14 protein-coding genes are annotated in these 14,547 nt (G+C 67.4%); 11 read left to right on the top strand and 3 right to left on the bottom strand.

Features of this window, described 5'->3' with window-relative positions; all coding sequences use genetic code 11:
- Positions 1 to 11 precede the first annotated feature (11 nt).
- The 11 genes from ACZ7KI_RS05150 (at position 12) to ACZ7KI_RS05200 (ending at position 10,887) form a co-directional block, all read left to right on the top strand.
- On the top strand, positions 12 to 353 hold the full coding sequence (locus ACZ7KI_RS05150) for a hypothetical protein (RefSeq protein WP_470271925.1): 342 nt from the start codon (positions 12 to 14) through the stop codon (positions 351 to 353).
- Between the two features lie 128 nt (positions 354 to 481).
- Positions 482 to 724: a hypothetical protein gene (locus tag ACZ7KI_RS05155; protein WP_470271926.1), complete on the top strand. Its 243-nt coding sequence runs from the start codon at positions 482 to 484 to the stop codon at positions 722 to 724.
- 24 nt (positions 725 to 748) lie between these two features.
- Entirely contained in the window at positions 749 to 5,665 is a 4,917-nt protein-coding gene (locus tag ACZ7KI_RS05160) for an aggregation-promoting factor C-terminal-like domain-containing protein (protein WP_470271927.1), read from the top strand.
- Between the two features lie 17 nt (positions 5,666 to 5,682).
- Positions 5,683 to 7,104 carry a hypothetical protein gene (locus ACZ7KI_RS05165; protein WP_470271928.1) on the top strand — a complete coding sequence of 474 codons (1,422 nt, stop codon included), beginning with the start codon at positions 5,683 to 5,685 and terminating at the stop codon, positions 7,102 to 7,104.
- A gap of 17 nt (positions 7,105 to 7,121) precedes the next feature.
- Positions 7,122 to 8,216, top strand: a complete 1,095-nt coding sequence (locus tag ACZ7KI_RS05170) for a DUF5047 domain-containing protein (RefSeq protein WP_470271929.1) — start codon at positions 7,122 to 7,124, stop codon at positions 8,214 to 8,216.
- A 17-nt stretch (positions 8,217 to 8,233) separates the two neighbouring features.
- Positions 8,234 to 8,458, top strand: coding sequence for a hypothetical protein (locus tag ACZ7KI_RS05175; protein WP_410662007.1), 225 nt, complete (start codon positions 8,234 to 8,236; stop codon positions 8,456 to 8,458).
- Between the two features lie 15 nt (positions 8,459 to 8,473).
- Positions 8,474 to 8,791 (top strand): hypothetical protein, encoded by a 318-nt coding sequence (locus ACZ7KI_RS05180; RefSeq protein WP_470271930.1) that lies wholly within the window; start codon positions 8,474 to 8,476, stop codon positions 8,789 to 8,791.
- A 3-nt stretch (positions 8,792 to 8,794) separates the two neighbouring features.
- Positions 8,795 to 9,202, top strand: a complete 408-nt coding sequence (locus ACZ7KI_RS05185; RefSeq protein WP_470271931.1) for a hypothetical protein — start codon at positions 8,795 to 8,797, stop codon at positions 9,200 to 9,202.
- Positions 9,203 to 9,325: 123 nt separating this feature from the next.
- A complete protein-coding gene (locus tag ACZ7KI_RS05190; protein ID WP_470271932.1) occupies positions 9,326 to 9,496 on the top strand; it encodes a hypothetical protein in 171 nt (56 codons plus the stop codon).
- Positions 9,483 to 9,911 carry a hypothetical protein gene (locus tag ACZ7KI_RS05195; protein ID WP_470271933.1) on the top strand — a complete coding sequence of 143 codons (429 nt, stop codon included), beginning with the start codon at positions 9,483 to 9,485 and terminating at the stop codon, positions 9,909 to 9,911. Before ACZ7KI_RS05190 ends, ACZ7KI_RS05195 begins: the two co-directional genes overlap by 14 nt.
- 4 nt (positions 9,912 to 9,915) lie before the next feature.
- Complete coding sequence (locus ACZ7KI_RS05200) at positions 9,916 to 10,887, top strand: glycoside hydrolase family 25 protein (RefSeq protein ID WP_470271934.1); 972 nt, start codon at positions 9,916 to 9,918, stop codon at positions 10,885 to 10,887.
- Positions 10,888 to 11,355: 468 nt separating this feature from the next.
- Here the strand turns inward: ACZ7KI_RS05200 and ACZ7KI_RS05205 are convergent, their stop codons facing one another.
- From ACZ7KI_RS05205 to ACZ7KI_RS05215, 3 genes are all read right to left on the bottom strand, one after another.
- A complete protein-coding gene (locus ACZ7KI_RS05205; protein WP_470271935.1) occupies positions 11,356 to 11,991 on the bottom strand; it encodes a bifunctional DNA primase/polymerase in 636 nt (211 codons plus the stop codon).
- 413 nt (positions 11,992 to 12,404) lie between these two features.
- The gene (locus tag ACZ7KI_RS05210; RefSeq protein WP_470271936.1) at positions 12,405 to 13,271 is read right to left on the bottom strand and encodes a helix-turn-helix domain-containing protein; all 867 of its coding nucleotides are present in this window, start codon (positions 13,269 to 13,271) and stop codon (positions 12,405 to 12,407) included.
- Positions 13,268 to 13,858, bottom strand: a complete 591-nt coding sequence (locus ACZ7KI_RS05215) for a hypothetical protein (protein WP_470271937.1) — start codon at positions 13,856 to 13,858, stop codon at positions 13,268 to 13,270. The genes ACZ7KI_RS05210 and ACZ7KI_RS05215 overlap by 4 nt, the downstream gene beginning before the upstream one ends.
- Positions 13,859 to 14,547: the final 689 nt, after the last annotated feature.

Consider the following 14,547-nt stretch of genomic DNA (forward strand, 5'->3'; position numbering starts at 1 on the left):
GGAGAACCCGAGTGTCCACAATCGATATGGACGCGATCCTCGCCCAGCGCGAGGAAGCCACCGGATCCGCCGACACCTTCAAGTTCGTGTTCAAGGGCAAGGACTGGGTCTGCATGGACCCGATCACCGCCGACGACGACTGGAAAGACGGCCTGCTCGATCTGGACACCGACGTCGAGGTAGCCGAGTACTACCTCGGTTCCGACCAGTACAAGACGTTCGTGAAGGAGGGCGGCCGGGCCGGATACGTCATCCTGGCCATCAACTCCTACATGCAGACGATGCGGCAGGAACAGGAGGACGGGCGCCCTACACGGCGGCGGACCTCCTCGCCGAAGCGCCGGAAGCGATAGAGGCCGCGCTCTGCGCGACCTACGCGCCCCGTAACCCGATCGCGGAGTTCTGGCGCGGGGACATCACCCTGCGCCATCTCCGGGTCCTGATCGAACATCTCCCACCCGACTCCGCGTTCCATCGCACGGTGCACGGGCACGCGTGGTCCGACGTCGAATACCTCCTCGCGGTCATCGCAGACCGGGTCGCCGAAGGCACCTTCGTGACCGGGCGCGGCGCTCAGATGAAGGGCCTGCATCGGCCGAAACCCGTGCCCCGCCCCGGCGACGAGCGCAAAGGCCGGATCGGTGACCGCGCCGGACGCAGCGCCGAAGACGTCATCGCCTACCTCGACACCTTCAAACCCGATCGGTCCGCCGCCACTGGCTGAGACACCCGCGGGGAGGTGTCCACAGTGGCCGAGTCCGGCGAGGTGTACTGGGTCGAGGTCCTTCCCTCGGCGCGGCGCTGGGGAACCATGCTGGCCAAAGAGGCCAGTGGCGCGGGCAAGCGCGCGGGCGATCAGCTGTCGAAGGAACTCGATAGCGCTTCGGCGAAGGCCGGGCGAACTGCCGGCAAGAACCTGACCGACGGCATGGCCGCCGCCGAGGCCGAGGTCAAGAAGATCGGTGACCAGCTCAAGGCCGCCCGCGACAAGGAAGCCGACTCGGCCGGGCGCGTCCGGGTCGCCGAGCAGCAGCTCGCCGAGGTCCGCGCGAAGAGCGGGACTCGGGCGTCCCAAGTGGCCGCCGCCGAGGAACGCCTCGCCACCGCCCAGCGCAACCACTCGCGCGTGCAGGAGCGGGTCACCGCCGTAACCGGCGACTACGAGCGGGCACAGCGCAACGCCACCGAAGCCACCGAGTCCATGCGGCTCTCCGGTGACGACGCGTCGGCCACGATGGACAAGTTCGGCTCCGCCCTGGGCAAGGTCGATGACGTCAACCTGCGCCGTGCGCACAAGTCGATGATCGGGTTCGGCGCCGGGGCCTACAGCGCCGCCGCTGCGGTGTCCCTGCTCGGCCACGCCGCGCTCGGGATCGGCGGCATGGCCAGCGCGATCGCCACCGCCTCCGGTGCCGCGCTCGTCCTGCCCGGCGCCGCGTTCGCCGGGGCGGCGGCCGTCGGCACGCTCGTGCTCGGCGTCCAGGGCATGGGCGACGCGATGAAGGCCGTGGCCGAAGGTGACGCCAAGAAACTCAACGAAGCCCTGTCCGGCATGGCACCCTCAGCCGCCGCGCTGGTGCGGGAGATGGCGGCCTTGAAACCCCAGTTCTCCGCCATGCAGGACGCGGTCCAGCAACGCCTCTTCGAGAACGTCTCGGCCGAACTGCGCCCGCTGGCGAACCAGTACCTTCCCGTGGCCAACCGGCAGCTGACGTTCCTGGCCGCCGGGTACAACACTGCCGCGCTGCAAGCGATCGCGTTCACCCGGCAGGCCCGCACCGTCGATGACGTGAACGTGATGCTCGGCGACTCCGGCATCGCCATGCGGGAACTCGGTCTCGCGGCAGTGAACCTGCTGCCCGCGCTGCGCGACATCTCGGCCGTGGGCGCGCAGCTGCTCCCGAACCTCACCGGCGGCGCGGCCGAGGCCACCCGCGCGTTCAGCGACATGATCGCGCGCCTGCGAGAAACCGGGCAACTCCAGCAGATCATGGTCAACGGCCTGTCGCTGCTCGGCGATATCGCCGCCGTCGCGGGCAACATCGGCTCCATCCTCGGGTCCGTCTTCGGGGCCGCGAACACCTCGGGCGGGTCCTTTCTGGACACCCTCGGCTACCTATCCGGCGAGCTGGCCACGTTCCTGAAAACACCTGAGGGCGCGGGAGCGCTGATCGCGTTCTTCACCACCGTGCACGACGTGGTCCTCGGTCTCTCGCCTGGGCTGCACGCCGTGCTGGGTGCCCTTGCCCAGGGCGTGACCGTCCTCGGCCCGACCCTGCCGCCCCTGGCCGCCGCCTTCTCCGCTGTGGCGATCGCGCTAGCACCGCTGCTGGTCGACGCCGCCTATCTCGCCGCTGACCTGATTCCCCTTCTGGTGTCAGGAATTCAGTTCCTCGCACCCGCGCTCGGGCCGCTGCTGGCAGCCTTCGGCGCGGGTGTCCTCGCCATGCGCGCCTGGTCCCTGGCGATGCGGGCGATGATGTTCGCGTCCACTGTGGTCAGCGTCGTCCAAGCGCTGACCACGGCGCAGCACGGATTGAACGCCGCGATGCGCGCGAACGTCATCGGGCTGATCATCACCGCGGTCGTCGCGCTCGTCGCCGGGTTCATGTACCTGTGGAACCACTCGGCCGGATTCCGCGATTTCTGGATCGGCCTGTGGGACGCGATCAAGACCGCCGCCCTGTGGGCCTGGCAGAACGTCCTGCGTCCCGCCTTCGACGGAATCGTTGCCGCGCTGCGGTTCCTCGGCCAGATCGCGGGCTGGCTGTGGTCCAACATCCTCGAACCGGTCTTCGGCTTCATCGGCAAGGCCGCCGCTTTCCTCGCGCCGATCCTGCTGACCGTCCTGGTCGGACCGACAGTCCTGGCGTTCCAGGCGCTCGCCGCCGTGGCGACCTGGCTGTGGTCGACCGTGCTGGAGCCGACCTTCTCCGCGCTCGGCAGCTTCTTCGGCTGGCTGTGGAACACGCTGCTGCGCCCGTACTTCGACGCGTGGGTCTCCGTCTTCCGGCTGGTCGCCGACGTCGCGACCTGGTTGTGGGTCAACGCCCTCGGCCCGACCTTCCGGGCGCTGGGCGATTTCTTCGGCTGGCTCTGGGGAACGCTCCTGAAACCGGCCTTCGACGGCTGGGTGCTCGCGTTCCGCCTGGTCGGCGACGCGGCCTCGTGGCTCTACGCGAAAGCCTTCAAGCCCGCGTTCGACGCGATTTCCGGCACTCTCTCGTGGGTCTACGACCACGTGATCAAGCCGGTCTTCGGCTGGTTCGCTGATCGGCTCGCCGACGCGAAGCGCGGTTTCGAGCTGCTGGCCGACACCACGAAGCGCGTGTTCGACACGATTGCCGGGTTCATCAAGACCCCGGTCCAGTTCGTGATCGACGTCATCTGGAACAACGGCTTACGCAAGGTCTACAACTCGGCCGCCGCGCTGATCCCCGGCGTGGACGAGCTGCCGGAACTGCGGCTCGCGCGCGGCGGGGTCCTGCCCGGCTACGCGCCAGGGCGGGACACCGTGCCCGCGCTCCTGTCGCCGGGTGAGGCCGTGCTCGTGCCCGAGCTGGTGCGCGCGATCGGACCGGCCGCCATCCTCGCCGCGAACGCCGCCGCCATGCAGGGACGCGCCTCATATTCGAGGGGTGGCCTGATTGGACGGTTCGCCACCGGGGGAATCGTCGGCACCGTCACCGCGGGTACAGCCGTAGCGACGGCTGCCACTGCCGCCGACCCGGCCGCGTCCACTGTGGCTACCGAAGCGCTCACCGCCGCCTCGACGATGCTCGCGCAGACAGTCACGACGGTGCTTCTGCCGGCACTGGCCGAGCTGGAGCGGCACACTTCGCTGCTGCTGCCGCAGGCACACGCAATCGCTGCGGCAAGTCTGCTTGCCCTGCGAGCAACCTCGGTCGCAATGTGGACAGCGATCACCGGCCACAGTGTCCTGCGCGCAGGCGAGATCACCGCCCGGCAACTCCGCCTCCAAGCCGATCTGTCCGCATCGTGGGCGGGGATCTCCGCGGTCGTCTGGGCCTCGGCGACCGCGCAGAACGGCGCCTTCACCGCCCTCGGGAACGGCCTCGCCGCATTGAGGAACGCCGTCGCGTTCACCGCCGGGTGGGTGCGGGATCGGTTCGCGGAGATGCAGGGACACGCCGCAAACCCAGTTCGCTGGATTCTGCAGTGGCCCTTGAACTCTGGGCTCGTCGCTGCCTGGAACAAGCTGAACTCGGACTTCTCCCTTGGAAAGGCGATCGGTCCCGTACCCATCGGGTTCGCCTCCGGTGGACCGGTTCCGGGCGCAGGGAACACCGACAAAATCCCGGCAATGCTCACCCCCGGCGAATACGTCCTGCCCAAGGAAGTCGTGCGGACCTGGGGTGTCGGGAACATCCGGGCCGCTCACCTGGCCGCCCTCCACGGGAACTTCCCCGGCCTGGAAGGACTGCTCGGGGACGACCTGCGCCGGGCACAGGTGGTACCGGGCTACCGGGCCGGTGGGGTCGTCGCGGACACCGGCTCCGCGATGGACGCCGCAATCGCCCGCGTCGTCCAATTCGGCCGGTCGATGAGCGGGCGCCCCTACGTGTGGGGCGGCTCCTCGACAGAGGGGACGGACTGCTCAGGCTGGCAGGCCATGCTCAAACGCGCAGCCCTGGACCAGAAGCCGTACGCGCGGCGGGAATGGTCGACCGGCGGTGTCAGCGCGGGCAGCCCGCCACCCGGGTTCGTCCCGGGGATCGACGGCACGTTCGCGATCGGCGTCACCCACGGAAACCCCGGTCACACCGCCGGGACCGTCGCGGGCATCAACGCCGAGTCCGGCGGGTCCCATGGTTATGTCGCGTTCGGGCCGCCCTCGGCCGGGGCAGACCACCGCCAGTTCCCGATGCACTTCCACATCGCCGAACTCGGCGGACAGTTCGTGTCCGGCGGGTCCGGGTTCGACCCGGCCGCCCTCGTCGACGGCGCGTTCGCCGACACCTACCGCCTGATCGAGGACGCCGGACGCGTCTTCCCCGGCAACATCGCCACCCACCACGGCCAAGGCGTGACGAGGCACGCGGCGGACGGAGCGAAGAGGTTCGCCGTCGACCAGATCTCCGACCTTCTCGCCACCACCACAGCGGGTGGATCGGCCGATGTGGTCGCCGCCGTCCGCGCCGTCGCCAGCCGCTACGGCTGGGGCACCGGGCCACAATGGAACGCCCTGGACTGGCTGATCGGGCACGAGTCCAGCTGGAATCCGGCAGCGGCGAACCCGAGGTCGAGCGCACGCGGGTTGTTCCAGAAGATGGAGAGCGTGCACGGCCCGGTCGAACCGACCGCCGCCGGGCAGGCGGAATGGGGACTGCGGTACATCTCCAGCCGCTACGGCTCCCCGCTCGGCGCGAAAGGCTTCTGGGAGGCGCACCACTGGTACGACCAGGGCGGCTGGCTCCAGCCCGGTTTCACCCCGGTCTACAACGGCACCGGGAAACCGGAGCTGGTCCTTCCGCACGACACGGCGAAGAACGTCATCGGCGCTCTCTCCGGCAACACCGAACCCGTGCGGCTGACCGGCGAGCTGTCCATCTCCGACGACGGCCTGACCGTGTTCGTGGACGGCCGGATCGAGCAGCACGACCAGGCCACCGGTACCGCGATCGCCCGAGGCAGCCGGGCCTGACGGGACGGGGGCTGGTCATGTCGTGGGCACGGGGCGGCTACGCCTGCAATCCGTTCGCCTCGGGCGTCGGCCCGGAGGCCGGTTCCCTGCCAGGGGAACAGGAACTCCCGCCGCCGATTCCCGGCGGCACGGCGAAGTGGACCTACGCCTCGAACCCGATGCCCGCCTACGCGTCCCGCGCTTGGGCCGGGAGCGTGTTCCCGCTCCCGTATCCCGGCGGCGGGATCTCGATCCTGCCCGTCCCACAGGACGGCGTGATGCGGGTGACGGCGTGGTGGCCGAACGCCTCGGTCGTGCAGCTCATCCGCCAGCACCCCGACGGGACACTGTGGCCGGTACGCGGCGGGAACCCGATCACCGTGGCCGAACCGACCCGGTACAACTACGCCACCAACCCCTCGGTCGAGGTCGGGTTGCACGGCTACGTCCCCGACGCCGGGAACCCGGTCCTGGCGCGGGTCACCGGCCCGGCCGCTCCTCGAGGAGGGTCGTACCTGACCGCCACCATCGCCGAGGCGGGGGCCGCCGGGGTCACCGTGCCCACCTCGGTCCCGTACGGGCCTGAGGTGACGATCGGCCTGGACCTGCGGATCTCGCACCGTCCGGCGTCGGTCACCATCCAGGTGATCTGGACGACCGCCGGGGGCGTGGCGCTTCCCCCGGCGAGCGCGGACCTCACCGCCGACCAGGTCAATGTCTCGATCGGACAGTTCGCCCGCCACGTCGTCACGCTCGCCCCGCCAGCGGGAGCGGTCACGCCGACGATGAAAGTCCTCGCGGACGGATTGCCCGCGGGCGCGGTCCTCGGGCTCGACGGGATCACCGTCGAGACACAAAGGACGGCGGGGGTATTTTTCGACGGCTCGGTCTACGGCGGAACGTGGGTCGGATCCGCCGGCCTGTCGGAGTCCACAGTGGCTCCGCTGCTCGTGCTGGACGACGCCGAATGTCCTCTCGACGTCCCGATCCGGTACCGGCTGGTCAACCCCGCGCCCACCGGCGGCACGATGACCAGCCAGAGCGCGACCCTGCTCAGCCTGGGCCGGACCTGGCTCACACACCCGTCCCGGCCCGGTAAGCCGGTCACCGTCCACGTGGGCTCGGTCCCATCCCGTACCCGCGAGGCCGCGCGCGGGATCTTCTATCCGGTCGGAGCGACCCACCCGATCATCGTGTCCTCGGCGCAACGCCGCGCCGCGACCGGCGACCTCACGATCGGCGCCCTGTCCTTCCGCGAACGCGACCACCTGCTGGACCTGTTCGCCGACCTCCAGCCCGTGTATCTGCGCACCCCTGCCGAGTTCGGGTACGGCGCGGGGATGTGGCTCGCGCTCGGCGACCTCACCGAGGACGCCGGGAACCGCCGCGCCTACCAGCAGACCCGCATCCTCACCGCGCCGTTCCACGAGGTCGAATCACCCAGCGAACTCGCCGTCTGAGGAGGAGGTGGGCGCCGATGTGGCCGCTGTCCACCCAGGCCCGGATCGCTCTCGCGCAGTCGCATTCCATGCAGGCTCGGGCCATTGTGTCCAGCCCGTCCTACGGGGTGCTGACCCTGCCGATCTCCGGTGGCTCGGTCGAGGTGGACGCCACCAGCAAGGTCCGCCGCACCGCCAGCCTCCAGGCCGATCCGCGCTTGTGGCCGCGTTCGCCGACGGACCTGCTCGCCCCGTACGGCTCGACGTGCCAGGTGGACTACGGCATCGTCCTGCCCAGCGGCGCCACCGAGTGGATCCCGCTCCTGACCGGCCACCTGGACGAGACCTCCCGCACCAGGCCCGCGACCGGCTCTGGCGACATCACCGTCAAGGTCGCGGACCCGTCCCAGCGGGTTGCCGAAGACCGGCTCGACGTGCCCGCGCAGACCATCGCCAACGCCCCGGCCGCCAGCGAGATCGCGCGCCTGGTCAAGGCCACCCTCGGCCCGCTGGACGTCGTCGACGAGACCGGGTCCGGCGCGGTCGCCTCGGTCATCGTCATCGAACGCGAGCGCTGGGACGCCGTCGAGAAACTGGCCGATTTCCTCGCGTCCGAGCCGTGCTTCGACCCGCTCGGGCGCCTGGTCATCCGGCCACAACCGACACTGTCCCGAAGCCCCGTCTGGACAATCCGGACCGGGAACCGGGGAAGCCTGCTCACCGCCAAGGACAAACGCGGACGCGAGCAGGTCTACAACCGCGTCGTCGCGTCCGGGCAGCGCACCGACGGTGTGCCCGCGGTCTACGCCACCGCGACCGATACCACGAGCCCCGCCTACTACGGCGGGCCGTTCGGGAAGAAGAACCGCTTCTACACCTCGGAACTGCTGACCACCACGGCGCAATGCCAGGCCACAGCGGACGCCCTGCTCGCCCGCACACGCGGCCTCGGCGCGCAGGTCGAGATCGAAGCCCTGGTGAACCCAGCCCTCGACGCCGGGGACGTCCTATTGCTGCTCGACCCGGAGACCGGCGAAACCCGCCACATCATCGACAAACTCTCCATCCCGCTCACCCCGGACGGCACCCAGTCCATCGCCACCCGCTCGGACGAGCTGCCCGCCGAGACCTGACCGAGGAGGACCAGGCGGTGAACATCGCCGACGCCGTCGCCCGCCTCGTGGACGAGGCGCTGACCGCCCGCCGGAAGGTCGGCACCGTCACGGGAATGTCCGGTAACCGGGTCATCGTGTCCGTCCAAGGCGGATCACTCGAACTTCCCCGCCTCGCCAGCTACACCCCGACCGCCGGGGACGTCGTGCACATCGACGCCACCGTGCCCGGCGCCTGGCTGGTGCTCGGGAAAACCGCATAGGAAGGACGAACTAGCATGGCCTCCACCCTCGCCGACAGCGCCGAAATCGCCGCGTTCCCCGCCTTCACCCGCAGGGTCCTCGCGGCCGTATCCATCGCCGCCGTAGCCGTCGGCAGCGAAGCCGAAGACCAGAACTTCCCCAACAGGACCCAGCTCCGCCGCGCGCTGGCGACCAACGTCTTCGCCAACCCCCTCGACTACGGCAGCCGGTTCGCGTGGGCCGTGGCGACCAACCCCGTGATCACGCTCGCCTCCAGCGACTCCGATATCCAGTACACGGTCAATTCGGTCTGGGACACCATCGCGGGCGCCCCGCCGATCCCGGCGTCGTAGCCCATGACCGCGCACGCGGAATCCCTGGCGCAGGCGCAGTTCGACCCGACCACCTACCTGAACTTCGGCGTCCTCGGTCTGCTCGTCGTCTCCCTGCTCACCGGCTGGCTCTGGACCCGCCCGAGCGTCGACCGGCTGACCGAGGAAAAGCAGAGAGCCATAGCGGAGAAGGACCGTGCCGAGGCCCAGCGGGACGCCATGGCCCAAGTCCTCCAGGACCGCCTTCTTCCCGTGGTCAGCGACTTCATCACCACCACCAAAGCGCTGATGCCGATCTTGCAAGAGATCCAGCAACTCCAGCAGATGGTGCCCCTGCTGCACGAGATCGCCAGGACGGGAGAGCACGTTGAACATCTTCCGGCGCCCCCAGCCCGATCCGCCGCCCGAAGCCCGCGGCGACACACAACCTGAGTACAGCGCCGACGACGTCGACGTCCTGACCAGTCGCGCCGCCGACCTCCTCGACGAGCTGCACGAGGTCATGGACGAGATGGCCCGCAAGCTCCTGTCCGCCAGCTCCGAAGGAGAAGGCCGATGAAGATCCCGTGGACAGGCCGCCGGCGTGAAGCACGTCGACCGGCCACTCAGGACAGCGACGTGATCGAGCTGGCCACACGAGCCGATCTGATCCTGGAGGAGCTGGACGCCGTGGTGAACCGAATGTCGACCATGCTGCGAGAGGCATACCCCGATGACGACGCCTGACCCCAATCTCCGCGAAACCCTGCGCGCCGCCGCCAGCCTCGAAGACGGCATGGCCGCGCTCCGCACCGACATCGCAGCCCTGAACCAGCGCAGCAAACGCGACCGGGCCTGGATCGTCGGCCTCGCCGTGTCCCTGCTCCTCGACGTCGTCCTCTCGGTCGTCGTCGCGGTGGTCGCCGTCGAAGCGGCCCAGGCCACCTCACTGGCCGAGCAGAACCGGAGAGCGCAGCTCTCCTCGTGCGAGGCCGGGAACGCCGCCCGCGCGGTGTCGGTGTCCCTGTGGGCCTACGTCCTGGACCAGGTCACCAAGAACCCGGAGAACCAGACACCCGAGCGGGCACAGCAGATCCAGCAGTTCCGCCGCTACATCAGCACCGCCTACGCCCCGCGCGACTGCGCCAACCCAGGGAAGTGAGACCGTGCCCCTCCTGGTCGACCTCTACCAGCGCTGGAACCGCGTCACCGACTGGAAAGCCCTCTCCGGCGCGGTCTCCGGCGCCTACATCAAATACAGCGACGGGACCGGCGGCGCCCAGGTCCCAGCCGACACCTACGTGACCGGCTGCCGCAACCACGGCATCCCACACGGCGGCTACCACTTCGCCCAGGCCGGAGACCCCGTAGCCCAGGCCCGAACCTTCCTCGCCCAGTACCGGCGCCTCGGCGGGCAGCTCGCGCCCGCGCTGGACCTCGAGTCCGGCGAAATCCCGCTCGCCGCCCGCGCGGGTTTCGCCAGGCGGTTCCTGGAAACCGTGCGCGAGGCGTACCCGGTCGTCGTCCTCTACGCCTCCGGGTCGTGGCTCGCGTCCCTGAAACCGGACACCTGGCCGTACCCATGGGACCGCACCTGGTGCGCGGAGTACGGGCCGAACAACGGCCGCCACAACGCCATCACCCACTACCGGGGACGCGTCGACCTGCACCAGTACACCAGCGTCGGCCGGATCGCCGGCATCACCGGCGACGTCGATCTGAACTGGACAGACGACCTCGCCGCGCTCCGGCTCGACACCACCAGCCCGTCACTGTCCGAGGAGGACGACATGCCCGCCATCCCATACACCTTCGACGGCACCGGCCGCGACGCCAACGGCAAACTCCGCGAGCGCTGCCACGTCCTCCCGATCCCCGTCGGGTCCGTCAGCACCATCGTGGAACGCGCCTGGCTGTCGTTCAAGACAGCCATCGGCCCGGCCGAATCTGTCCGGCTCATGGCCATCTCCAGCGGCACCAAAGCCGGATACCCGGTCGACAAGACCTGGACCAACGTCGCCCACGACGCCGCCCGCCCCGCTATCGAAGCGCCTTCCGGCGTGGACCAGTTCACCGTCTTCGTCAAGTCCGAGTTCCCGTACGGCCTCTGCGTCGAAACCCTCACCAAGAAGCGCTAACCCACCCAAGAAAGGCGATGTGCCGTCGTGTAAGCGAACGCGGCAATTGCATCGTCGTTGCGCCGGTAGAAAGTTCGCCGACGTCCGAAGTGGGGGGCACTAGTCCTGATGATCAACCCTGCGGCGGTAAGTATGTTCAGGTGTCGTACCGAGGCCGCAACAGGGATATCTGGGCAGAGGCGGACCAAGCCACTCTGATTGATGCCGTGCTCGCTGATCTCGCTGTCTGCGGCTGGCAGCTTGTCGAGGTTTCGCAGCATGTCCAACACCCGTAGCCGCTGCGGCGAAGCGAGCGCCGCCGCCATGAGCACGAACTGGTAGTCCGGAATTGGTCTAGCCACGATGAAACGCCTTCCACTTAGTATCGATGATGTAGGACGCTCAGCCCCCTCGCTGCCACCTGGACCAGGTGGCAGCGAGGGGGCATTCTGCTGTGTCCACCCAAAACACGAGGCCAGAGTGCCGTGGTTAAGCCCTGGCCTTCGCGGTGCCTGGATCACGCTTCGGCATGAGTTGTCCTCGCTTGTAGTTCGCGACGATCGCCTGGACGAGGACGTCAGGTTCGGGAAGTCTCAGCTGCCCATCCGGCGGGTTCGTCCACGTCGCCGACACGGACGAGGAGACGAGTGTCGGAGGAAGTGGAACCCACCGCGCGCCCGCCAGCCATCGGCATTCTGGTGGCAGCATCACGTCATGTAGGGCGGCAGTGGTGCCCGAGGTCAGGACGATTCGTCGTTCGCGAGGCAGTGCGATGGCGGGATAGGTCCGCAAGGTCTCCGGAATGTTCGCGTTGAGGTGGTCGAAGACCTCGGTCGGGAGGTCGAGAGCGTCGACTCCGTGGCCGCAGACGAGCAGGGTCCCGAAGGGCGTTTTCGACCAGCACGCGTCGACGTCGTCCGGCGTCCACAATGGCTTTCGCCACCAGGTCGCGAGCACAGGTTGAAGGCGTGTGGCCGCTGGGAATCCTGACCACTTGCAGAAGCCACGGTCGACATGGTCGGGGATAGCCGGGTCGGGGAAGGTGGCGGGCGTGACGGGCCAGCCGCGCCCGACGGCGAACTGTGCGGCCTCCCATATTGCTGACCTGCTGTTCTTCTTCTGCATTCGGGTTCCTAGCTCAGTGTCAGGATGGTGACGGTGGCGATGAGAAGTAGGACGAGGAGAACTGCGGCGATCTGGAAGGCGTGCCCAGCCCGCTGGACAAGGGGGTCGCCGTACTCGGCCCCGCGGGCAGCGACGACGCAGCGCTGACAGAGTCGCCTGTGGCGGAAGGATTCAAGATGCCGCTCGTGGCACTCGAAACCGCACAGCGCCGTCGAGATGCCGGCGAGTTCATCCCGAGACCACGCATGGCCGTGCGAAGCGGGTGCGTAGGACGGGACTAGCCACTTGAGACACACAACGTTCCTTGTCGGGTTCACGTCCGGGGTGGTGACGTCCCGGCGAGAGCGAGAAGAGGAAGCCGGGACGTCACCGAGGTGGGCCAGAGGATGACTGGTCCACCAGCACAGGATTGCCTACATGGCAGGGCGAGCGGACATCGTTCGTAGAATCGTTCCGAGGTCATCCACCGGTATTCCGCATAGGTCGGCTAGCTGAGGCAAAGCCGGTCCCTCCAGCACGAAATGCGTGAGAGCGTGCTTCTGACTGAGGAGGTTTTCGGCCCAGCGACGCAGCGGAGTTAGCTCCGGCCGCGAGTCGGCGACGACCTCTCGGAGATCTAGGGAGATCCGCCACGGATCGTCTACAAGTACGCGACGCTGAACAGCCGCGATCACATCGGCGGGCCGGGCGTCCAAAGCTAGGCATAGCTCGAATAGTCGCGTCACGGAGCACTTCCGAGTACCCAGCTCATATGTAGCGAGAGTTTGCAGCGACAGGTCGGAATCCATGTGGGCAAGGAGCATCTTCCGAGTCCACCCCCGGCGCTTCCTCAAATCCCGCAGCTCTCGGCCGAGAGCCTGCTCTACAGTCATGGCCCCGTCGGAGAAAGCGGCTATCGAATCAGGCAGCGCCTCGCCGTCGCTCTCGCCTCGATCGCCTTCAGGCAGAAGACCATGGAAATTCAGAGCTCGCATAACCGCAATCGTCTTGTGCCCCAGTACTTCCGCGATCTCCTGTACGGTCTTCTCATCCTCGCAGAGCAGCTGATGGAGCTTCCGCTTCCCAGCTGGTTGCAAGAGTGGCCTCTTCGGAAGGCCGTACACGAAGACATGCCGGTACATGTTCTTGTCGCCGAAGCCAAACAAATCCTTGATCTCGGCGATCGATAGCTCCAGGTCGAACCACGCCTCGGCGAAGGCCCCTCTGATGTTGCCCTCTTTCGGCTTAGGCTCCGCACTTGGACCGGATACTCCATCGTGAAGTTCAAGATCGGTCGTCACCGGCTGCCTCCCTCCTCGGTCTGGCTATTCAGGACCCCGAGTGCGTCCAGCGCATCGCGCACGTCGCCATAGCTGACGTTGTCCGCACGCGCAATAGCGGCGATCGGCACGCTGTGCAGGTGCTTGTCCGCCCATGCCAGACGGCGACTGACCAGAGTGGACGTTCTACGACTCTTCCTCGATGAACTCACGATGATCCCGCTGTCAGCCGGGCCGAGCGCAGCTGGCCCCGGATAGATGAATGGTCGTTCCCTGGCACTCTTGTGCCGCAGAGCCTCGGTTGTAGGCGGACCGTCGAGGTCTTCGACTGGCCATTGTTGGTCGAGCATCCATTTATGCAATCGTTTAGTGCCGGGAAGCGGGTACAAGTAGCTCTCGTCCGGCTCTGGCGTACGCCCGACTGGCCAAAACAGCACCGTTCGCTCAGTTGAAGACTGAAACCAATCCATCGCCCCCCAACCCTCAACGCCACGGCGTAGCTCGGCTCCGCCTCGCGCATGGACGCCGTTGCTTTCAGCACCTTGGAGATGACTCGGCACACTTGTTGCCGCCTGCTCGAAGCGCCGAATATCCACGTCCCACGCCACGTTTCCGATCCCACCTGGCTTGCTCATTCACACTGCGCAAATCAATTCGTAGGCGCGTGATATCGCGATAGACAACATTTATTGCTATCGAGTACTTCTCCGAGATACTTCGCGCCGACAGTTTCTCTTTCTCATACTCTTCTCGCAGCTTCTCGTCAGTGTATGGCCTAGGGTCGCGCCTAGCCCCTGGAGGACGAGACTGGACATCAGACTCACTGATTACCCTTTGAACCCAAGATTGAGAAACTTTGTACTTCGCGGCGAGAGCAATCTCACTTGTGTCAGGCTTCTCGTTGTACTCGCTTGCAATTCGGTGACGCAGCAGCGGGCCATAGATATGATGTCGACGAACTTCGTTTATCGGAAGGTTATCAAGGGCCCAGTCAAGAGTATTGACCTTAGATGGCATAGGCTAGTTTCTCCGCCATAGGTAATGGATGCCCCGCCCGTCCACCTGATGGCTTAAGGGAACGGGCGGGGCGCTGCCTCGACCGCTCGGGGGGCATGGCGGACGAGCCAGGTCTTATTTCTCTCGTTAGCTTGATCCGTACTCGGGCGGAAAACCTTGCTGGTCCTGGCCAGCTACTCCGCCACCCTTTGCGGCTAGCCGGTCCGATAAGGACAGAAGACGCTCCACCATCTGTCGATACATTCCTGCCATGTGGGCTGGAGGCGCCTTTGGATACCCT

Source organism: Amycolatopsis sp. NPDC039088 (assembly GCF_055598845.1).